Source organism: Burkholderia sp. AW33-5 (genome assembly GCF_053427615.1).
Genome location: NZ_JBSAXA010000010.1, coordinates 181,720 through 200,773, shown reverse-complemented (window position 1 = coordinate 200,773; position 19,054 = coordinate 181,720). Strand labels below are relative to the sequence as shown.

Genomic DNA, 19,054 nt, shown 5'->3' with positions numbered 1-19,054 from the left:
GTGCCTAGGCCGCTCCGAAGAAAATCGTTGGCGCACCACGAAAGTATGTCTGCCGAGCCGCGCAGGCAGCAGAAGTCGGCCTGAAAAGCCGCCTCATGATTTTGCGAGAGTGAGAGAACGACAGCCACATCAACAAGGTGGCCGTCGTTCGTGCGGCCGTGACGTCAGTCAGGTGCCGTCATGTGAGCTATCGGAGCGCATCCATCGATAAATGTCTCAGTGGATGCTTCCCAAAATCTCATCTTATGGTTTCCGCTACAACGTCCTCAAACGTCAATATTCCCCGCCCGCAACGCATTCGACTCGATAAACGCTCGCCGCGGCTCGACATCATCCCCCATGAGGGTAGTAAAGATCCCATCCGCAGCAATCGCATCCTCGATCTGCACACGCAGCAGACGCCGCACTGCCGGATCCATCGTCGTTTCCCACAGCTGCTCGGGGTTCATCTCGCCGAGCCCCTTATAGCGTTGTTTGGAGACGTTGCGTTCAGCATCCGCCAGCAGCCACTTCATCGCGCTCTTGAAGTCCGCGACAGCCATGCTGCGCTCACCGCGCTTGATGACCGCACCTTCCCCGATGAGCCCCTTGAACGTATTCGCGGTGGTTACGAGCTGCTGATAGTCCGCCGTGTGCTGGAATTCCTGGTCGATGACCGAAACTCGCACGTTGCCGTGATGCGTCCGCTCGACATGCAGCGACCGTTGTTCGCGAACCGGGTCATACGAAGGAACGACACGCACTTCGTTCTTCAGCGCTTCATCATGCAACGCCGCATGCAGCGCCTTAGCCGAAGCCTCAGTCGAAGCCTCATTGGAGAGGTCGATCACCACACCGTCCATAACCGCTTCCAGCGCGGCCGGGTCATACAACCGGCTCAAGCGCTCGATCACGCTCTGCGACAGCAGATACGACCGTGCCAACTCCCCAAGCGCATCGCCCGAAATCGCCGCAGCATTCTCACCCGGCACCAGCTCCGACCCTTGCAGCGCCAACCGCAGCATGTGCGCGTTGAGCTCCACGTCGTCCTTCAGATACCGCTCGTCCTTGCCCGCTTTGATCTTGTAAAGCGGCGGCTGCGCGATATACACATACCCGCGCTCGATCATGTCCGGCATCTGGCGATACAGGAACGTGAGCAGCAGCGTCCGGATGTGCGCACCGTCGACGTCCGCGTCGGTCATGATGATGATGCGGTGATAGCGCAGCTTGTCGAGGTTGTAATCATCCTTGCCGATGCCGCAGCCAAGCGCGGTCACGAGCGTGACGATCTGCTCCGACGACAGCAGCTTGTCGTAGCGCGCCTTCTCGACGTTCAGCACCTTGCCGCGCAGCGGCAGGATCGCCTGGAACTTCCGGTCACGCCCTTGCTTTGCCGACCCACCTGCCGAGTCACCCTCGACGATGTAGATTTCGCACTTGGCCGGATCCTTCTCCTGGCAATCCGCGAGCTTGCCCGGTAGCCCAACGCCATCGAGCACGCCCTTGCGTCGCGTCATCTCACGCGCCTTCCGCGCAGCATCCCGCGCCCGAGCAGCCTCAACGATCTTCCCGCAGATGATCTTCGCGTCGATCGGCGTCTCGAGCAGGAATTCTTCCAGCGCCTTCGCCACAACCTCTTCAACCGGCGCACGAACCTCAGAAGAAACCAGCTTGTCCTTCGTCTGCGAGCTGAACTTCGGCTCCGGCACCTTCACGGACAGCACGCACGACAGCCCTTCGCGCATGTCGTCGCCGGTCGTCTCGACCTTCGCCTTCTTCGCGATTTCGTTGTCGGTGATGTACTTGTTGATGACGCGCGTCATCGCGGCCCGCAGGCCGGTCAGGTGCGTGCCGCCGTCGCGCTGCGGAATGTTGTTCGTGAAGCACAGCACGTTTTCGTTGTAGCTGTCGTTCCACTGCATCGCGACTTCGACGCCCACGCCGTCCTTCTCGCCGTTGGCAAAGAAAACCGTCGGGTGCAGGTTGGTCTTCGTCTTGTTGATGTACTCGACGAAGCCCTTCACCCCGCCGGCGAACGCGAAATCGTCTTCCTTGCCCGAGCGCAGGTCCGTGAGACGAATCCGCACGCCGTTGTTCAGGAACGAAAGCTCGCGCATCCGCTTCGCGAGGATGTCGTAGTGATACTCGACCGTGCCGAAAATGGTCGGATCGGCCATGAAGTGCACTTCGGTGCCGCGGTTCTCGGTATCGCCGACAACATGCATCGGCGACACTTCCACGCCGTCCACGGTCTCGAGCACGCGATCCTGCGCGATGCCGCGATGGAACTCCATGAAACGCTTCTTGCCGTCACGGCGCACGGTGAGGCGCAGCCAGCTCGACAGCGCGTTCACGCACGACACGCCCACGCCGTGCAGGCCGCCGGACACCTTGTAGCTGTTCTGGTCGAACTTCCCGCCGGCATGCAGCTCGGTCATCACGATTTCAGCCGCGCTACGCTTCGGTTCGTGCTTGTCGTTCATCTTCACGTCGGTCGGAATCCCGCGGCCGTTGTCGGTCACGGAAATCGAGTTGTCGGCGTGAATCGTCACGTGGATGTCGTTGCAGTACCCGGCCAACGCTTCGTCGATCGAGTTGTCGAGCACCTCGAATACGAGGTGGTGCAGACCGGTGCCGTCAGACGTGTCGCCGATGTACATCCCGGGGCGCTTGCGCACCGCTTCCAGACCCTCGAGGATCTGGATCGACGAGGCGCCGTAGCTGCTGTTATCGGGTTGCGAATTGTGCTGTTCACTCATGGATATCTTCCGGTTCTGCGAGGCCACTCTCGTGGCGGCGCGGTGCGTTTCAGCGAGAGAAATCGCCGGGCCGCTCCAGTTTCCTGGCCCGTCCGAAGCGCCGAAAAGGCGCCAAAGGGACGGGTTGTCGGTTCGCCATAAAAACGCCAAAGGGGCTTGCCGCCCCCTGGTGTGTATCGTGATGTCGAGCGCGTCAGATGCGCATCGGCATCACGACATACTTGAACTCGTCGTTCTCGGGCACGGTAATCAGCGCGCTCGAGCTGGCGTCGCCGAGGCTCACCTGCACGGTGTCGACCTTCAGGTTCGCGAGCACGTCGAGCAGATACGTGACGTTGAAGCCGATGTCGACGGTATCGCCCTGGTAGGCGATTTCCAGTTCTTCCTGCGCCTCTTCCTGATCGGCGTTGGTCGACATGATCTTCAGCTGGCCCGGCGCGATGATGCAGCGCACGCCCTTGAACTTGTCCGAGGTCAGGATCGCCGCGCGCTGCAGCGAGCGCTGCAGTTCTTCGCGGCCGATCTCGAACGTGTTCTTGTGCGCCTTCGGGATCACGCGCTGGAAGTCGGGGAACTTGCCCTCGACGAGTTTCGACACGAGCTCGACCTGGCCGAACGTGAACTTGGCCTGGGTCTGCGCGATGTCGATGGTGACGGTGTCGTCGATGTCCTCGAGCAGGCGCTGCAGCTCGAGAATCGTCTTGCGCGGCACGATGACTTCCTGGCGGCCGAACGTGCCGCCCTCGAGCTTCATCGACGAGAACGCGAGGCGGTGGCCGTCGGTGGCCACGGCCATCAGCTGGTCGCCGTCGACGACGAGCAGCATGCCGTTCAGGTAGTAGCGGATGTCCTGCTGCGCCATCGCGAAGTGGACCATGCCGAGCAGCTGGCGGAACGACTTCTGCGGGACGGTGAGCGTGGCGCCGAAATCCTTCGCCTGCGCGACGGTCGGGAACTCGTCGGCCGCGAGCGTCTGCAGTGCGAAGCGGCTCTTGCCGGACTGAACGGTGAGGCGCTTGTCGGCGAGCGACAGCGTGACCTGGCCGTCAGGCATCGCGCGCAGGATGTCGAGCAGCTTGCGGGCCGCGACGGTGGTGGCCACCTGGTCGCCGCCGACGCCGAAATCGGCGCGCGTGGTGATCTGCAGCTCCAGGTCGGTCGACAGGAATGAAACGTCCGGGCCGTTCTTGGTGATCAGCAGGTTGGCGAGGATCGGCAACGTATGGCGGCGTTCGACGATGCCGCTGACCGTTTGCAGCGGCCTGAGGAGTGTGTCTCGTTCGGTCTTGACCAGTTGCATAGAGTTCCTTCGTTGAGTAACGGCCTGCAGCGCAGCAGCCTCGCAGCGCCCCGCCGGCCGGGCTCTTGGCCCGCCACCACCGGGGCGGTCAAACCAGTATTGTGCCTCAAAACCGAACCGCCCCCCTTAAATTGGGGCGGAGGCCGAATTATCAAGCGCGGTGCGCGCGCTCAGCCCTTCAGCGTCTGTTCCAGCACATGCAGCTCGTGGTTGAGCTGCGCGTCCTTGCTGCGCTCGTCCGCGATCTTGCGCACCGCGTGCAGCACGGTGGTGTGATCGCGCCCGCCGAACAGCTCGCCGATTTCCGGCAGGCTCTTCTGCGTGAGCTCCTTCGCCAGGTACATCGCAATCTGCCGCGGCCGCGCAATGTTCGCCGGACGCTTCTTCGAATACATGTCGGCGACCTTGATGTTGTAGAAGTCGGCGACGGTCTTCTGGATGTTCTCGACCGAAATCTGCCGGTTCTGCACGGTCAGCAGGTCCTTCAGCGCTTCCTTGGTCAGCTCGATCGAGATCTCGCGGCCGTGGAACTTCGAATACGCGAGGATCTTGCGCAGCGCGCCTTCGAGCTCGCGCACGTTCGAGCGCAGGTGCTTCGCGACGAAGAACGCGACGTCCTCCGACAGGTTCACGCCTTCCGACTGCGCCTTGCGCATCAGGATCGCGACGCGCATTTCCAGCTCGGGCGGCTCGATCGCGACGGTGAGGCCGGAGTCGAAGCGCGAGATCAGGCGATCGTCGATGCCCGAGATCTCCTTCGGATACGTGTCGCTGGTGATGATCACCTGCGCCTTGTTCGCGACGAGCGCCTCGAATGCGTAGAAGAATTCCTCTTGCGTGCGCGACTTGCCGGAGAAGAACTGGATATCGTCGATCAGCAGCAGGTCGAGCGAGTGGTAATAGCGCTTGAAGTCGTCGAACGCCTTGCGCTGATATGCCTTCACCACGTCGGACACGTATTGCTCGGCGTGGATGTAGCGGATCCGCGCGCCGGCCTTGTCGAGGAGCAGCTGGTTGCCGATCGCGTGGATCAGGTGGGTCTTGCCGAGGCCGACGCCGCCGTACAGGAACAGCGGGTTGTACGAGATGCCGGGGTTGTCCGCGACCTGGATCGCGGCGGCGCGCGCGAGCTGGTTCGCCTTACCCGTCACGAAGTTGTCGAACGTGAGCACGGGGTTCAGCTTCGAACGTTCGTACATCGAATCGGCTTCGCCGCCGTTCGCGGGTGCGGCGCCGGGGCCCGGGCGCCACGTGCGGCGGCCGGCGGCCGCTTCGTGCGCGGGCAGGCTCGGCAGGTCGATGTCGGCGTCGTCGGTGTTCAGGTGATGCGCGGCGGCCGCCGACGGCGTCATCGGCACGTCGGCCGGCGCGCTGGGCGCGGCGGCGGCATTCGCGGTCAGGTTGGCGGCGATCGCGGCGACCGTCGCGGCGGGCCCGCTCGGCGCCAGCGGCGCGCGCGGGGCGGCCGCGGCGCCTGCGGGGGCGCTGCGCATGCCGGCCTTCGGATCGAGGACGAACTGGATTTCGATCGGCGTATTCCAGAATTCGCGGGCCAGATCGGAGATCCGACCCGAAAACTGGCTCTTGACCCAGTCCAGCTTGAAGCGGTTCGGCGCGGCGATGGACAGCGTGTTCGCCGACGCATCGAAGGCCACCGGGGCCAAGGGTTTGATCCACGTCACGTACTGCTGGGGCGTCAGCTCGCGCTCCAGCAGTGCGGAACAGTGTTGCCAGAAATCGTTCATCAAGTAACTGTCGTTTTTTGCATGCACAGCGCGGCTCGCCGGCGCCCTTGTCGCGGTTGAGCAACAAGGCCCGAAGCGGTCGTGCGAGCGTGCCTCGGACGCCTGCTCACACAGTGTTGGCGGGGCAGGCGCGGGCCGAAGCGGCGTGCGGGATTCTTGGAGATAAGGCGAGATTCTACCGCCAAACGCGGCCACAGCGCGAGTTATCCACAGGCCGGGATTGTGGGTCGCGGGGCCGGATCGGCGCGGGCCGGCACAGGCGGACGACTCCTAAAGTATTGACCGTCAAGAGAAAAACGGTTTAAATAGCGGGTTCCGCGAAAACCAATCCTGTATTCCCGGCGATTGCGTTCGCCCGAATGCCTCCGGTTAAGGGCACGCGGTCCCCTGAATTTCGACATTCTCGAACAAGTGAGAACATCATGAAACGTACTTACCAACCGTCCGTGACGCGCCGCAAGCGCACCCATGGCTTCCGTGTCCGCATGAAGACGGCAGGTGGCCGCAAGGTCATCAACGCTCGCCGCGCGAAGGGCCGCAAGCGCCTCGCCATCTAAGGCAGGTTGCGCGCTGTGTCCGCCGTCCGCAGTCCTGCGGAAGGTGCCGTCGAGCCGGGTGCGAATCCGTCGCAGACGAAAGCCGCCTTCCCGAAAGCTGCGCGACTTCTGAAAACGGATGAATTTTCATCCGTTTTTCGTTTGCGCCCCTGGCGGCGTTCCGCGCACTTCGTGATCTACGGCAAGCCGACCGGCCAGCCCGCCCGTCTGGGGCTCGTCATCGGCAAGAAGTATGCGCCGCGTGCAGTCACGCGCAACCTCGTGAAGCGGCTGGCGCGCGACGCGTTTCGCCTGCGCCGGGCCGAATTCGCCGGTTACGACCTGCTGCTGCGGCAGCACACGCGCTTCGACAAGAAAGCGCTGCCGAGTGCGGCTTCCGCCCCGCTCGCGGCGATGTGCGCGGCCGAAATCCGCGAGCTGCTCGACAGGGCAGTCCGGGAGATCGCGCGCCGGGCGTCGAAGCCCGCGTCCGAGTGACGCATCCGTCCGTGGTGCGGCGGCGTTCGCGCCCGCCCGGCCGGTTTTGACGCGGCGTCGTACGGCGCCGCCCAAGGTATGAAAACGGTATTGATCGCCTTGCTGCGCTTCTACAAGGTTGCCGTGAGCCCGATGCTCGGCAACCGTTGCCGTTTTTATCCTTCCTGTTCGGATTACGCGCGCGAGGCAATCCAGTATCATGGCGCCGCGCGCGGCACGTATCTCGCCGTCAGGCGCGTGTGCCGATGCCATCCGTTTTCCGCGGGCGGCATCGACCTCGTCCCGCCGCCCAACTCCGACACTCGCGCTCGCGGCGAAGCCGACGCGCGGTCCCATCGACTCTGAGACAACGCATGGATATCAAACGCACCGTCCTATGGGTGATCTTCTTCATGTCAGCTGTCATGCTGTACGACAACTGGCAGCGCGACCATGGACGCCCGTCGATGTTCTTCCCGAGCGCCACGCAGACGGCCCCCGCGGCTGCCGGCGGTGCATCGGGCACGGGCGCGACGACGACCGCAGGTGAAGTGCCTGCCGCAGCCGCAGGCGCCGCACCGTCGACGACGGCACCGGCCGCGCAGGCGCAGCTCGTGAAGTTCTCGACCGACGTGTATGACGGCGAAATCGACACGCGCGGCGGCACGCTCGCGAAGCTGACGCTGAAGAAGCAGGGCGACGGCAAGCAGCCGGACCTGTACATCACGCTGTTCGACCACACGGCCGGCCACACGTATCTCGCGCGCTCGGGCCTGCTCGGCGGCGACTTCCCGAACCACAACGACGTCTACACGCAGCTGAACCCCGGCTCGACGTCGCTGACGGGCGACCAGAACACGCTGAAGCTGTCGTTCGAATCGCCGGTGAAGGGCGGCGTGAAGGTCGTGAAGACCTACACGTTCACGCGCGGCAGCTACGTGATCGGCGTCGACACCAAGATCGACAACGTCGGCACGGCACCGGTCACGCCGACGGTCTACATGGAACTGGTGCGCGACAACACGGCCGTCGAAACGCCGATGTTCTCGCATACGTTCCTCGGGCCGGCGGTCTACACGGACGCGAAGCATTTCCAGAAGATCAACTTCAGCGACCTCGACAAGAACAAGGCCGACTTCGTGAACTCCGCCGACAACGGCTGGGTCGCGATGGTGCAGCACTACTTCGCGTCGGCCTGGATTCCGCAGCAGGGCGTGAAGCGCGACATCTACGCTGAAAAGATCGACCCGACGCTGTACCGCGTCGGCGTGAAGCAGCCGGTCGCGGCGATCGCGCCGGGCCAGTCGGCCGACGTGCAGGCACGCCTGTTCGCCGGTCCGGAAGAAGAGCGCATGCTCGAAGGCATCGCGCCGGGCCTGGAACTCGTGAAGGACTACGGCTGGGTGACGATCATCGCGAAGCCGCTGTTCTGGCTGCTCGAGAAGATCCACGGCTTCGTCGGCAACTGGGGCTGGGCGATCGTGCTGCTGACGGTCCTGATCAAGGCCGTGTTCTTCCCGCTGTCGGCCGCGAGCTACAAGTCGATGGCGCGCATGAAGGAAATCACGCCGCGCATGCAGGCGCTGCGCGAACGCTTCAAGAGCGATCCGCAGAAGATGAACGCCGCGCTGATGGAGCTGTACAAGACCGAGAAGGTCAATCCGTTCGGCGGCTGCCTGCCGGTCGTGATCCAGATTCCGGTGTTCATCTCGCTGTACTGGGTGCTGCTCGCCTCGGTCGAAATGCGCGGTGCGCCGTGGATTCTGTGGATTCACGACCTGTCGCAGCGCGATCCGTTCTTCATCCTGCCGGTGCTGATGGCCGTCTCGATGTTCGTGCAGACGAGCCTGAACCCGACGCCGCCGGACCCGGTCCAGGCGAAGATGATGAAGTTCATGCCGATCGCGTTCTCGGTGATGTTCTTCTTCTTCCCGGCCGGTCTGGTGCTGTACTACGTCGTGAACAACGTGCTGTCGATCGCGCAGCAGTACTACATCACGCGCAAGCTCGGCGGCGGCAAGAAGGCCTGACGCCCGCCGCATACGCGGGCGGCCAGCCGCCCGCGATGCACGTAAAAAAGCCGCATGGTTTATTCCATGCGGCTTTTTCGTTTCCGGAGGATGGAGACGCGGTGGCGTGTGGGGAGGTCGACCGCCGCCGTTCAGGCCTTCTTCGCGTCGATTTTCGCGTCGCTGCCGTAGAACTGCTCGATCAGTTCCTGAACGAGGTAACGTTGATGTGGCGGCAGCGCCTCGATCTTCGACGCGAGTTCGATCGTCTCGGGCGTCGGCGGATAGCGCTCGTCGCGCGGCAGCGGTTGCGGCGTCGGATGTTCGGTCACGCTCGGCGACGGGCCGTAATGCAGCCAATGCAGTTCGACGCGCAACCAGTCGGCGAGCGTTTCGAGTTTGTCCGGCGTCGGAATCGTCCGGCCGGTCAGCCATTTGTGCGCGGTCTGCGGTGAAACCGGCTGCGCGCCATGGTGACGCAGATTGAACCGGTTCGCGAGTTCGGTCGCGCCGGTGATCTTCTCCGGGCTGCGCCTCAAGGCGAATTTCAGGCGTTCCGAAAACGCTGATTTTTCTTCGGGTGTCGGCATGGGGGTGATTGTGCAATTCCACCGACGCCTTTCAGACAACCATATAGGCTAAACGTAGCTCGTTTGGATGAATCCCAACCTGCCGCGGGCCGTGTCGAGGAATTGGGGGCGCAGCGTTGGGCCAATCCGGCAGGCCTGTTCGTCCGAAATGGACAGTATGTGCGAGCGTGGAATTGAGACTCGCCTTAGCTCCGTCGGGATAAATTCGGGCGATTCCGAAACCGACGCGGCGTCCGGTGGCGCGCCGGCCGGCACGCTACAATGCCGGCGTCCCGATGCCCGCACCGTTGCGCGGGCGCATCATTGCATCATTGACCGTTCACCCGATTCATCCGATTCCCATGCTTGCTACCGATTCCGATCCGATCGTCGCCATTGCCACCGCTGCCGGCCGGGGTGGCATCGGCGTCGTCCGCGTGTCGTTCGGGCGCGGCGGCGAGGCGGCCGCGTTGCCGCTGATCGACGCGTTGTGCGGGCAGCGGCTCGCGCCGCGCCATGCGAGCTATGTGCCGTTCCTTGACGAACACGGCGCGCCGCTCGATCGCGGGATCGCGCTGTATTTCCCCGCGCCGCATTCGTACACGGGTGAGCACGTGCTGGAACTGCAGGGGCATGGCGGGCCGATCGTGATGCAGCTGCTGCTGCAGCGCTGCCTGGATGCGGGGCGCGGCTTCGGGCTGCGGCTCGCGGAACCGGGCGAGTTCACGCGGCGCGCGTTTCTGAACGACAAGCTGGACCTTGCGCAGGCCGAGGCCGTCGCCGACCTGATCGAGGCGAGCACCGAAGCGGCGGCGCGCTCGGCCGGGCGCTCGCTCGACGGCGCGTTCTCGCGACAGATCCACGCGCTCGTCGAGGATGTGATCACGCTGCGGATGCTGGTCGAGGCGACGCTCGATTTCCCGGAGGAGGAAATCGACTTCCTGGAAGCGGCCGATGCACGCGGCAAGCTCGCGAAGATCCGCGAGCAACTGGCGCACGTGCTCGGCGACGCGCGGCAGGGCGCGCTGCTGCGCGAGGGGTTGTCGGTCGTGCTCGCGGGGCAGCCGAACGTCGGCAAGTCGTCGCTGCTGAACGCGCTGGCCGGCGCGGAGCTGGCGATCGTCACGCCGATCGCGGGCACGACGCGCGACAAGGTCGCGCAGACGATCCAGGTCGAAGGGATTCCGCTGCACATCATCGATACGGCCGGGTTGCGCGAGACGGAGGACGAAGTCGAGCGGATCGGGATCGCGCGCACATGGAGCGAGATCGAGCGCGCGGACGTCGTGCTGCATCTGCTCGATTCGCGCACGGGGATGACGGCGGACGACGAGTCGATCGCGGCGCGGTTCCCGGATGGCGTGCCGGTGGTGCGGGTGCTGAACAAGACGGATCTGACCGGCGTGCCGGCGTGCGTCGAGCATCCGGCGGCCGAAGGCGACCTGACCGAGGTGCACCTGTCGGCGAAGCGCGGTGACGGGATCGACATGCTGCGCGCGGAGTTGCTGCGAATCGCGGGGTGGCAGGCCGGGGCCGAAGGCGTTTATCTGGCGCGCGAACGGCATTTGATTGCGCTGCGGTCGGCGCAGGAGCATCTGGCGCAGGCCGCCGATCACGCGGAGCAGCGGGCGCAATCGCTCGATCTGTTTGCGGAGGAGCTGCGGCTGGCGCAGGAGCAGCTCAATGCGATTACCGGCGAGTTCACTTCGGATGATCTGCTGGGGGTGATTTTCAGCAGGTTCTGTATCGGGAAATAAACGGCCGCCCAAGGTTGTCCGGGGTCGTCCCCCGGCAGTCCGGATCAATCGGCTGATCCGATCCGGACGGCGTCATCGCGGCAGCCGAAGCGGAATGCATCAATCCCAATGGCGATGATGATGGTAATACCCGCCATCACCGTAATACCCGCCACCATCAGGCACCACGATGCAGCCGCTCAACAACACGGCCACGCCGGCAATCAGCAAAAGGGTTTTCTTCATCGCGTTCACCTGCTCGGATTCGACATGAATCCAGCATAGCGAGCGCCGTCAACAGCGGCTGTAAGCGATCGTTTCCCGGTGCCGCAATCCGTAACGGCGGATTATTCCGGTCACAATGACCGTAACAAATCGCCAATCCGCAGACGTTTTCACGCCACGACGACGCAGTTTCGCCCCGCATCCTTCGCGTGGTACAGCGCGGCATCGGCAGCTTCGATCAATGCATCGGGCGTCGACAGATCCTCGGCCGACACCGTCGCGCAACCGACGCTGACGCTCACGCGCCCCGCCGGCGACGAAGGCATCGGGAGATCGAGCCGCAGCACCGCTTCGCGCGCTTCCTCGGCAACGACCCGCGCACCGCGCGCGCCGGTGTTCGGCAGCACGATCGCAAACTCCTCGCCGCCGTAGCGCGCGACGATATCGGCGGGGCGCCGCACCGCACCGGCCAGCGCATTCGCGACGGCGATCAGGCATGCATCGCCCTTCACGTGACCGAACGCGTCGTTGTAGGCCTTGAAGTGATCGACGTCGACCATCAGCAGCGACAACGGCTCGCTTTGCCGCCGCGCCTGCAGGAACAGCGTATGGAAATGATCGTTGAAGTGGCTGCGGTTGAACGCGCCGGTCAGCCCGTCGCGCGCGGACGAACGAACCAGCGTCGCATGTGCTTCGAACAGCTGCTGATACAGCTTGGTCACTTCCCACGCGAGCACGCACACCAGCACGCCGGGCGTGAACATGCTGAACACGCGCGCGAGATACCAGCCGACGGTGAAGCGGTTCGTGGTCAGCAGGTTCAGCGTCGTGTCGGTGAGGCCGGCGAGCACCGCGATCGCGAGCCAGAGGTCGAGCGTCGTGCGCAGCCGGCCGGCGGCCAGCACGGCGACGAGCGCGAGCGCATTGAGGATCCATACGACCAGCGCGATCCCGTTGACGGGCAGCTCGGCCGCGTCGGCCGGCGGATGGAACGCGGGCGGCAGGGCCACGTTCAACGCGAGCATGCACAGCAGCGCGGCGGCGACGGCCGGGCCGCCAACCAGCGCGAACGTCCACAGGCGCGTCTGCGCGGCGCCGACCGGCGCACGCGTGAGTCGCTCGCGCGCGAGCAGCGCGGCCATCACGAAGCAGGGAAAGCCGGCATGCCAGAAGACCCACATCCACGCGGCACTTTGCGGACGCGCGCCGAGCAAGCCCTGCGGCGCGAACACGCCGGGAAAGGTGAGCAGCTGCAGCGCGACGGCGAGTGCGGTGAATGCGTAGGCGCCGCCGAGCGCACCGAGCACGGGCTGGCGGGTGACGGTGAATTGCGCGCCGAGGAAGAAGGCGGCGATGCTCGCGGTGGTGAACACAGTCAGCGCGCACATCGGCATGAACGGCTCGACGACCGGCAGCGCGACATTCGCGTGCGGCACGGCGATCCCGAGCGCGAGCACGATGACGAGCGCCGTCAGCGCGCCGAACCAGAGCTGCCGACGCGACGTGTGCTGGATCAGAATGCCTTCCATGGATTCCCCCCGGGCGCTCGTGCGGTCATGCCCGGTCTTGGCGCCGGGCAGCATGCATCCGGCCGCGATGCGACCGGTGCGCCCGATCCTATCGCGTTATTCGCGCGCGCTCAAATCCCGAGGCCGGGGCCGAAGTTGCCGGCGACCCAGCGCGTGACGGCTTCGACGTCCGCATAGTCCTGTTCGGGCAGGCCGTCGAGCATCGACAGCACTTCGTTGCTCGCGCCGGCGTTGCGCGCGGCGTCGACGATCGCATCCTTGTTCGCCGGGTAGCGGACGGCGGCCAGCACGTCGGCGATCTGCAGATCGATCGCTTCGCCGGGGATATCGTGCGGAGGGAGGGCGGATTTGTCGTTCACGTCGGCGTCTCGCTGGTTGAGCGGGAATCGGTTCTTCGCGGAAGGGGCCCCGTGCGGTTCGGGGCAACCGGCCCGGACGGAGTGCCAGCGGGGATGGCGATCGACTCAGTGCCCGCGCCGCACGCGGCGCCACGGATGCTTCCAGTCGATGTGCGGTGCGTTTTCGTCGCGCGGATGCTGGCGCCGATGTTCCTGCCACAGTTCGTCGGAGAACAGCGCAGCCACGATCACGAGTGGCAATACGAGAAAGATGCCGAGTATGACTTGCTCGATCACGATAGCCTCCTTGCGGTGGCAGGAACCCTTGTTCCCATTCTAGGCTCTGAACTTCGCCCGCGGACAACTTCTTGCAGCGCGGAACGCGCCTGTTCGCGGCACCGCCGCACGGACGCTTCACGCGCACGCGGGCATCAAAAAGGACACGAACATGCAACTCCAGAACGACAAGCACTCGCTTGCACTGCGGCCGCTGGAGCGCCAGGACCTGCGCTTCGTTCACGAGCTGAACAACGACGCGAAGATCATGCGCTACTGGTTCGAGGAGCCGTACGAAACCTTCTCCGAGCTGTCGCAACTGTATGACCGCCATGTGCACGACCAGCGCGAGCGCCGCTTCGTCGCGGTCGATCCGCAAGACGAACTGGTCGGCCTCGTCGAGCTGATCGAGCTCGACTACATCCATCGTCGCGGCGAGTTCCAGATCATCATCGCGCCCCAATGCCAGGGGCGCGGCTACGCGGGCCAGGCGACGCGCCTCGCGATCGAATACGCGTTCAAGGTGCTGAACATGCGCAAGCTGTACCTGATCGTCGATACGTCGAATGCGGCGGCAATCCACGTGTACGAGAAATGCGGATTCCAGCACGAGGCGGAATTGAAGGAAGAATTTTTCGGAAACGGCGCGTATCACAACGCTTATCGCATGTGCATCTTCCAGCGCGATTATTTCGAGCGGCCGCAATCGGCCTGAATAAAGCCGGGTAAAAACAGTGGCGAAGGCGCCCTGCGGCCACGCGCTGCGGGGCGCTCGGCCCATTCGGGAAAATACGGGTAAATACGAGTGCACTTATACCTGGCATTTTTCTTGTATCAGGTAATTCCGATGCCGCACTGCGGTAAATTCATATCGTCTCGGATGACTTTATGTGCAATGCATCAAAACGATCCCGATATCGAAATGAATTATCCAAACCGTTCAACTCGCGTATTGCGATTTCGCTGACAGTCGTGCTGGACAGGACTTTGCGCCCGGCGGCGCGGGCAAATTCACCCGATGGCAGATAACACCGCGTGCGTGCGGCAAGCAAAAAATCGGGTGCGCGCAGGGTGCGACAATTCGCCGCTATTGCGATCGCACAACAAATGTGCTTGATATCGCTTGCCGGTCTTCTAAAGTGAAAAACGCGGGTTCACGATCACCTTTAAACACATAGCTAACCGAGCCTGGTGCCCGCAAGCCTGGAGACAGAACATGATGAAACGTACCGGTGTCCTCTTTGCCCTTGTCGGCGCATTTTCCGTGGTGTCGATCGCCCAGGCGGGCGGCGATGCGGCCGTCCAGCCGAAGCAGGAAATCCAGCTGACGAAGAATGCGTGGGGCTGTCTGTCGAAAGACAATCTGGACTCCGTACTGAGTCACGAGCGTGACGGCAAGTCGCAGGCGAAGCAGCAGTATTTCGACGACTACCGTTGCCTGTCGGTGCCGGAAGGTCAGCGCTTCCGCGTGGTGTCGGTCGACCAGGGCGACGTCCAGTTCGTCAGCGCCGACAACAGCGACCAGCAAGGCCTCTGGACCGATTCGCGCTTCGTCAAGCAGTAACCGCACGCGCATCTCTCGCACGCGCACGCCGGCCGGAACCGCCGGTGGCGCGGCACGAACGCGGCCCGGCCGATGCCGGGCCGTCGTGCTGTGGAGCGTCCGTCACGCGTCGGGCGCCGCGCATTCGGTATCATCACGGCCCGACCGAACCGAATGCCCGCCCGGGCCGTATCCGCATGGCGCTGAAATCCACGATCTACAAAGCCGAGCTGCAAATCGCCGACATGGATCGGCACTACTACGCCGATCACGCGTTGACGGTCGCCCGTCACCCGTCGGAAACCGACGACCGGATGATGGTGCGCATCGTCGCGTTCGCGCTGTTCGCGCACGAGCGTCTCGAATTCTGCAAGGGGCTGTCGGACGTCGACGAACCCGATCTGTGGCAGAAGGACCTGACGGGCGCGATCGACGTGTGGATCGAGGCCGGCCAGCCCGACGAACGGCGCATCTCGAAGGCGGCCGGCCGCGCCGGCCAGGTCACGGTGATTGCGTACGGCGGCAAGACCTCGGACATCTGGTGGCAGGGCGTGCGCAGCAAGGTGGAGCGACTGCGCAACGTCCAGGTGCTGTCGCTGGCCGACGGTGTCGCGGCCGCGCTCGGGCGTCTCGCCGAGCGGACGATGCGCCTGCAGTGCACCGTCCAGGACGGCGCCGCCTGGATCTCGAGCGCCGATCACGATCCCGTCGCGGTCGAATGGACGGTCCTGAAGGCGCGCGCCGACGCGTGACGGCCGGCGCTCAGCCGAGCGCGGCGGGCGGCCCCTTGAATTCCAGCATGTTCCCTTCGGGATCGAACAGATAGATCGACGGCCCGTAGCCGCCGGCGCCGTAACGTTCGGCGGGGGCGCCGGGTCGCGCGCCATGCGCGGCGAAATGCGCGATCAGTGCTTCGGGGTCGAATGGCTCGACGCGCAGGCAGAGATGGTCGAGATTGCGGCCGGTGCCGGGCGGGCCGCTGTCGGGACGGTCGATCGGGCCGCCAACCGACAGCAGGTCGATCAGCGCGTCGCCGGCGCGCAATTGTACAAGCCCCAGATCGGGTTGTTCCTTCTCCACGTGGCAGCCGACGGCATCGCAGTAAAAGTGCGTCATCGCAGCCATGTCGGTCACGCGTAGCACGACGTGATCGATCGCGCGGATGGTCGGTTTCATGAGCGGGCACTCCTTCGCGGATGGCGTGCACCGAGTGTAGACCGCGCCGGCGACGTATGCGGGACGCGGCACGATCGACGGACGAAAAAAAGCCCGTTCACGCAGAGCGGAACGGGCTTAATCCATATCAGGAGGAGACATGGAGGAGACAATTCCAACTATACACACGGCGATGGTGCGTTGCAATATTCCGAGTGTAAAAAATGGTCAGGACGGCGATTTGTCGCATTCGCACTGCAGCAAATGGTGACGCGATGATGACGAAAGCGGCGTCGACGCAGCGCTTGCGCGGCTTTTCGTCCGATTGAACGGTTTCGACGCGCCTTCGATTGTGTCCCCGATTTCGCCGGCGCGAATCACAGAGCAAGATTCAGGGCGCGACGGCCCATGCCGATGTCTAGAGTAGGCACCATCTACATTGGAGAGTGCGAGGTTCAGATGAAAACCGCCTATTCGACCGACGATGCCCGCTGGGGCGCCGTGACCGCCCGCGATCCGCATGCGGACGGCGCGTTCTTCTATGCCGTGCGCACGACCGGCGTGTTCTGCCGCCCAAGCTGCGCGTCGCGGCTGCCGCGGCGCGAGCACGTGTCCTTCTTTGCCGATCCGGCCGCCGCCCGCGCGGCCGGCTTCCGCCCGTGCAAGCGCTGCCAGCCGGAAGGGCTGCCGCGCGAGCTCGAGATCGTCAATCGCGCGTGCGCGGTGCTCGACGCGCATCCGGAGCGGCTCACGCTGCAGCAGCTGAGCGACGCCGTGCACGTGAGCCCGTTCCACCTGCAGCGATTGTTCAAGCGCGTGGTCGGCGTGTCGCCGCGGCAGTATCAGGCCGCGCAGCGCGGTGCCGCATTGCGCGAGGCGCTGCAAAGCGGGCAGCCGGTCACGCAGGCGGCCGTCGACGCGGGGTTCAATTCGCCGTCGCGGCTTTACGCATCGGTGCCGCGCGAGCTGGGGATGGCGCCGTCCGCGTTCCGTCGCCAGGGCGCCGGCCTGCGCATCGATTATGCGACCGCGTCGACGCCGCTCGGCACGGTGCTCGTTGCCGCGACCGAACAGGGCATCTGCCGGATCGCGTTCGGCGACGAACCGGCGTCGCTCGTCGACGAACTGAAGGACGCGTTCGCGCGTGCCCAGCTGGTCGAATCGCCGTCGCGGCTCGCGCCGTTCGTCGCGCAGATCCGCGCGTATCTGGACGGCACGCGGCACGCGTTCGACCTGCCGCTCGACATCGCGCCGACCGCGTTCCAGCAGCGCGTGTGGGAAGCGCTGACGCATATCCCGTACGGCGAGACGCGCAGCTATTCGGAGATCGCCGAGGCGCTGGGCGCGCCGCGCGCGGTGCGGGCCGTCGCATCGGCCTGCGCGTCGAACCCGGTCGCGCTCGCGATCCCGTGCCACCGTGTCGTGCAGAAGGGCGGCGCGCTCGCCGGATATCGCTGGGGCGTGCGCCGCAAGGCGACGCTGCTCGCGTCCGAGGCGCGTCATGTGCGCGACGATGAAACCGAAGCCGTTGCGGAGGGCAACGCAGTTTGAGCATCGATAAAACCACGATGACGTCGATCGCGGACGGCGGCCACGTGCCGCCGTCCGCGCAGATGGCGTTGCGCTTCAAGGCGCCGTACGACTGGGCGCGCGTGCTGCGCTTCTTCAGCGGACGGGCGATTCCGGGTGTCGAACAGGTCGTCGACGGCATGTATCGCCGGATCGTCGACCTGAACGGCGACGCGGGCAGGCTCACCGTCACGAAGCATCCGCGCCGGCATTGCCTGATCGCGACGCTCGAGGGGGCGGCCGCGCGGCATGTCGACGATGCATTCGCGCACCGCGTCGCATCGATGTTCGACCTCGGCGCCGACCCGGCCGCGATCGGCGGCGGACTCGCGCGCGACCCGTGGTTCGCGCCGCTCGTCGAGGCCGCGCCGGGGCTGCGCGTGCCGGGCGCCTGGTCGGGGTTCGAGCTTGCGGTGCGCGCGATCGTCGGCCAGCAGGTGAGCGTGAAGGCGGCGACGACGATCGTCGACCGGCTCGTCCAGCGGGCCGGCGAGCGCGTCGTGCACGACGACGGCATGGCGGCGCCGGACGGCGCCCCCGCGTGGCGTTTCCCGACGCCGGACGCGCTCGCCGCATGCGATCTGGAGAAGATCGGGATGCCCGGCAAGCGGGCCGCTGCGCTGACGGGCATGGCGCGCGCGGTGGCGGCCGGCCATGTGCCGCTCGATCCGGCGCAGGCCGATCTCGCGACGCTGCGCCGCGCGTGGCTCGACCTGCCCGGCATCGGCCCGTGGACCGTCGAATACATCGCGATGCGCGCGTGGCGCGACCCGGACGCGTGGCCGGCGTCCGATCTGGTGCTGATGCAGTCGATCGCCGCGCGCGATCCGTCGCTCGACCGGCTCGCGAGCCAGAAAAGCCGGACCGAAGGCTGGCGGCCGTGGCGCGCGTATGCGGCGCTTCATTTGTGGAACGACGTGGCGGACCGGGCCGGCGGCGCGCGCGGCGGATGACGGTTGCCGCCGCGGGCCGGCGGGTGCGACCGGGCAGGGCCGCGACGCAACCCGCAAGGGGCGTCACGCCGGCAGTGATCGGTCGGTGATCCTCACGGTTGCGACGATTGACGGCGATGGGCGATCAACCGCTCCGGTGTCCGTCGCTCCGGCGCGTACGATCGGCCCGGGCGCGACGACGATGCATCGCGGGTTCGGCGGAACGGGTTGCACCTGATGGCGCTGCCGTGCTCGTCGCTTACGTTCCTTCCGACGAATGTCGCGTGATCGTCGCGTCCGTCGGCGCCGACGATGGTCGGCCGTGCGCGCGGCGTTCGCGGCGATCGGCCCGCCAGACGGCCCGCAGCGGCCGG

At 65.2% G+C, this 19,054-nt stretch carries 19 protein-coding genes; 10 read left to right on the top strand and 9 right to left on the bottom strand.

All coding sequences use genetic code 11. The features are described 5' to 3' along the window. Window positions 1-266 precede the first annotated feature (266 nt). The 3 genes from gyrB to dnaA form a co-directional block, all read right to left on the bottom strand. Window positions 267-2,741 (bottom strand): DNA topoisomerase (ATP-hydrolyzing) subunit B, encoded by a 2,475-nt coding sequence (gene gyrB, locus ACV22V_RS18345; RefSeq protein ID WP_175911207.1) that lies wholly within the window; start codon window positions 2,739-2,741, stop codon window positions 267-269. Window positions 2,742-2,934: 193 nt separating this feature from the next. After that, window positions 2,935-4,041 carry a DNA polymerase III subunit beta gene (gene dnaN, locus ACV22V_RS18340; protein ID WP_006756934.1) on the bottom strand — a complete coding sequence of 369 codons (1,107 nt, stop codon included), beginning with the start codon at window positions 4,039-4,041 and terminating at the stop codon, window positions 2,935-2,937. 170 nt (window positions 4,042-4,211) lie between these two features. Further along, window positions 4,212-5,786 (bottom strand): chromosomal replication initiator protein DnaA, encoded by a 1,575-nt coding sequence (gene dnaA, locus ACV22V_RS18335; RefSeq protein ID WP_448014944.1) that lies wholly within the window; start codon window positions 5,784-5,786, stop codon window positions 4,212-4,214. Between the two features lie 422 nt (window positions 5,787-6,208). On the opposite strand from dnaA, the gene rpmH reads away from it, so the two are divergent. The 4 genes from rpmH (at window position 6,209) to yidC (ending at window position 8,829) form a co-directional block, all read left to right on the top strand. After that, the gene (gene rpmH / locus ACV22V_RS18330) at window positions 6,209-6,343 is read left to right on the top strand and encodes a 50S ribosomal protein L34 (RefSeq protein WP_004198824.1); all 135 of its coding nucleotides are present in this window, start codon (window positions 6,209-6,211) and stop codon (window positions 6,341-6,343) included. Window positions 6,344-6,358: 15 nt separating this feature from the next. Next, window positions 6,359-6,820: a ribonuclease P protein component gene (rnpA, locus tag ACV22V_RS18325; protein ID WP_031401531.1), complete on the top strand. Its 462-nt coding sequence runs from the start codon at window positions 6,359-6,361 to the stop codon at window positions 6,818-6,820. A gap of 78 nt (window positions 6,821-6,898) precedes the next feature. Beyond that, entirely contained in the window at window positions 6,899-7,165 is a 267-nt protein-coding gene (gene yidD, locus ACV22V_RS18320) for a membrane protein insertion efficiency factor YidD (RefSeq protein ID WP_006489939.1), read from the top strand. Between the two features lie 8 nt (window positions 7,166-7,173). Next, window positions 7,174-8,829 carry a membrane protein insertase YidC gene (gene yidC / locus ACV22V_RS18315; RefSeq protein WP_059534854.1) on the top strand — a complete coding sequence of 552 codons (1,656 nt, stop codon included), beginning with the start codon at window positions 7,174-7,176 and terminating at the stop codon, window positions 8,827-8,829. 131 nt (window positions 8,830-8,960) lie between these two features. Here yidC and ACV22V_RS18310 read toward each other — a convergent pair whose 3' ends face one another. After that, window positions 8,961-9,398, bottom strand: coding sequence for a helix-turn-helix domain-containing protein (locus tag ACV22V_RS18310; protein WP_059534856.1), 438 nt, complete (start codon window positions 9,396-9,398; stop codon window positions 8,961-8,963). A 341-nt stretch (window positions 9,399-9,739) separates the two neighbouring features. Between ACV22V_RS18310 and mnmE the strand changes: the two genes are divergently transcribed. After that, window positions 9,740-11,134, top strand: a complete 1,395-nt coding sequence (mnmE, locus tag ACV22V_RS18305; protein WP_448014942.1) for a tRNA uridine-5-carboxymethylaminomethyl(34) synthesis GTPase MnmE — start codon at window positions 9,740-9,742, stop codon at window positions 11,132-11,134. A 99-nt stretch (window positions 11,135-11,233) separates the two neighbouring features. On the opposite strand, the gene ACV22V_RS18300 is transcribed toward mnmE, so the two are convergent. The 4 genes from ACV22V_RS18300 to ACV22V_RS18285 form a co-directional block, all read right to left on the bottom strand. Continuing rightward, entirely contained in the window at window positions 11,234-11,359 is a 126-nt protein-coding gene (locus ACV22V_RS18300) for a hypothetical protein (protein WP_256980637.1), read from the bottom strand. 149 nt (window positions 11,360-11,508) lie between these two features. Further along, window positions 11,509-12,867: a sensor domain-containing diguanylate cyclase gene (locus tag ACV22V_RS18295; protein ID WP_448014940.1), complete on the bottom strand. Its 1,359-nt coding sequence runs from the start codon at window positions 12,865-12,867 to the stop codon at window positions 11,509-11,511. A gap of 110 nt (window positions 12,868-12,977) precedes the next feature. Further along, window positions 12,978-13,226: a DUF2795 domain-containing protein gene (locus ACV22V_RS18290; RefSeq protein ID WP_448014939.1), complete on the bottom strand. Its 249-nt coding sequence runs from the start codon at window positions 13,224-13,226 to the stop codon at window positions 12,978-12,980. A 105-nt stretch (window positions 13,227-13,331) separates the two neighbouring features. After that, window positions 13,332-13,502: a hypothetical protein gene (locus ACV22V_RS18285; protein ID WP_006489933.1), complete on the bottom strand. Its 171-nt coding sequence runs from the start codon at window positions 13,500-13,502 to the stop codon at window positions 13,332-13,334. Window positions 13,503-13,653: 151 nt separating this feature from the next. Between ACV22V_RS18285 and speG the strand changes: the two genes are divergently transcribed. From speG to ACV22V_RS18270, 3 genes are all read left to right on the top strand, one after another. Continuing rightward, entirely contained in the window at window positions 13,654-14,196 is a 543-nt protein-coding gene (speG, locus tag ACV22V_RS18280) for a spermidine N1-acetyltransferase (RefSeq protein WP_059691900.1), read from the top strand. Between the two features lie 501 nt (window positions 14,197-14,697). Then, a complete protein-coding gene (sap1, locus tag ACV22V_RS18275) occupies window positions 14,698-15,045 on the top strand; it encodes a surface attachment protein Sap1 (protein WP_044848669.1) in 348 nt (115 codons plus the stop codon). A gap of 176 nt (window positions 15,046-15,221) precedes the next feature. After that, window positions 15,222-15,776, top strand: coding sequence for a YaeQ family protein (locus ACV22V_RS18270; protein ID WP_006498691.1), 555 nt, complete (start codon window positions 15,222-15,224; stop codon window positions 15,774-15,776). 10 nt (window positions 15,777-15,786) lie between these two features. On the opposite strand, the gene ACV22V_RS18265 is transcribed toward ACV22V_RS18270, so the two are convergent. Further along, a complete protein-coding gene (locus tag ACV22V_RS18265; RefSeq protein WP_059534865.1) occupies window positions 15,787-16,200 on the bottom strand; it encodes a VOC family protein in 414 nt (137 codons plus the stop codon). Window positions 16,201-16,638: 438 nt separating this feature from the next. Here ACV22V_RS18265 and ada point away from each other — a divergent pair, with 438 nt between their 5' ends. Beyond that, window positions 16,639-17,730 carry a bifunctional DNA-binding transcriptional regulator/O6-methylguanine-DNA methyltransferase Ada gene (gene ada / locus ACV22V_RS18260; RefSeq protein ID WP_448014938.1) on the top strand — a complete coding sequence of 364 codons (1,092 nt, stop codon included), beginning with the start codon at window positions 16,639-16,641 and terminating at the stop codon, window positions 17,728-17,730. Window positions 17,731-17,747: 17 nt separating this feature from the next. Then, window positions 17,748-18,701: a DNA-3-methyladenine glycosylase family protein gene (locus ACV22V_RS18255; RefSeq protein WP_448014936.1), complete on the top strand. Its 954-nt coding sequence runs from the start codon at window positions 17,748-17,750 to the stop codon at window positions 18,699-18,701. Window positions 18,702-19,054: the final 353 nt, after the last annotated feature.

What these genes read in the sequence shown, in the direction of transcription:
- rpmH (WP_004198824.1), top strand. Translation starts at nt 6,209, where the DNA reads ATGAAACGTACTTACCAACCGTCCGTGACGCGCCGCAAGCGCACCCAT.
- ACV22V_RS18295 (WP_448014940.1), bottom strand. Translation starts at nt 12,867, where the DNA reads ATGGAAGGCATTCTGATCCAGCACACGTCGCGTCGGCAGCTCTGGTTC.
- sap1 (WP_044848669.1), top strand. Translation starts at nt 14,698, where the DNA reads ATGATGAAACGTACCGGTGTCCTCTTTGCCCTTGTCGGCGCATTTTCC.
- gyrB (WP_175911207.1), bottom strand. Translation starts at nt 2,741, where the DNA reads ATGAGTGAACAGCACAATTCGCAACCCGATAACAGCAGCTACGGCGCC.
- mnmE (WP_448014942.1), top strand. Translation starts at nt 9,740, where the DNA reads ATGCTTGCTACCGATTCCGATCCGATCGTCGCCATTGCCACCGCTGCC.
- dnaN (WP_006756934.1), bottom strand. Translation starts at nt 4,041, where the DNA reads ATGCAACTGGTCAAGACCGAACGAGACACACTCCTCAGGCCGCTGCAA.
- ada (WP_448014938.1), top strand. Translation starts at nt 16,639, where the DNA reads ATGAAAACCGCCTATTCGACCGACGATGCCCGCTGGGGCGCCGTGACC.
- yidC (WP_059534854.1), top strand. Translation starts at nt 7,174, where the DNA reads ATGGATATCAAACGCACCGTCCTATGGGTGATCTTCTTCATGTCAGCT.
- ACV22V_RS18255 (WP_448014936.1), top strand. Translation starts at nt 17,748, where the DNA reads ATGACGTCGATCGCGGACGGCGGCCACGTGCCGCCGTCCGCGCAGATG.
- ACV22V_RS18300 (WP_256980637.1), bottom strand. Translation starts at nt 11,359, where the DNA reads ATGAAGAAAACCCTTTTGCTGATTGCCGGCGTGGCCGTGTTGTTGAGC.
- yidD (WP_006489939.1), top strand. Translation starts at nt 6,899, where the DNA reads ATGAAAACGGTATTGATCGCCTTGCTGCGCTTCTACAAGGTTGCCGTG.
- speG (WP_059691900.1), top strand. Translation starts at nt 13,654, where the DNA reads ATGCAACTCCAGAACGACAAGCACTCGCTTGCACTGCGGCCGCTGGAG.
- ACV22V_RS18270 (WP_006498691.1), top strand. Translation starts at nt 15,222, where the DNA reads ATGGCGCTGAAATCCACGATCTACAAAGCCGAGCTGCAAATCGCCGAC.
- ACV22V_RS18310 (WP_059534856.1), bottom strand. Translation starts at nt 9,398, where the DNA reads ATGCCGACACCCGAAGAAAAATCAGCGTTTTCGGAACGCCTGAAATTC.
- ACV22V_RS18265 (WP_059534865.1), bottom strand. Translation starts at nt 16,200, where the DNA reads ATGAAACCGACCATCCGCGCGATCGATCACGTCGTGCTACGCGTGACC.
- dnaA (WP_448014944.1), bottom strand. Translation starts at nt 5,786, where the DNA reads ATGAACGATTTCTGGCAACACTGTTCCGCACTGCTGGAGCGCGAGCTG.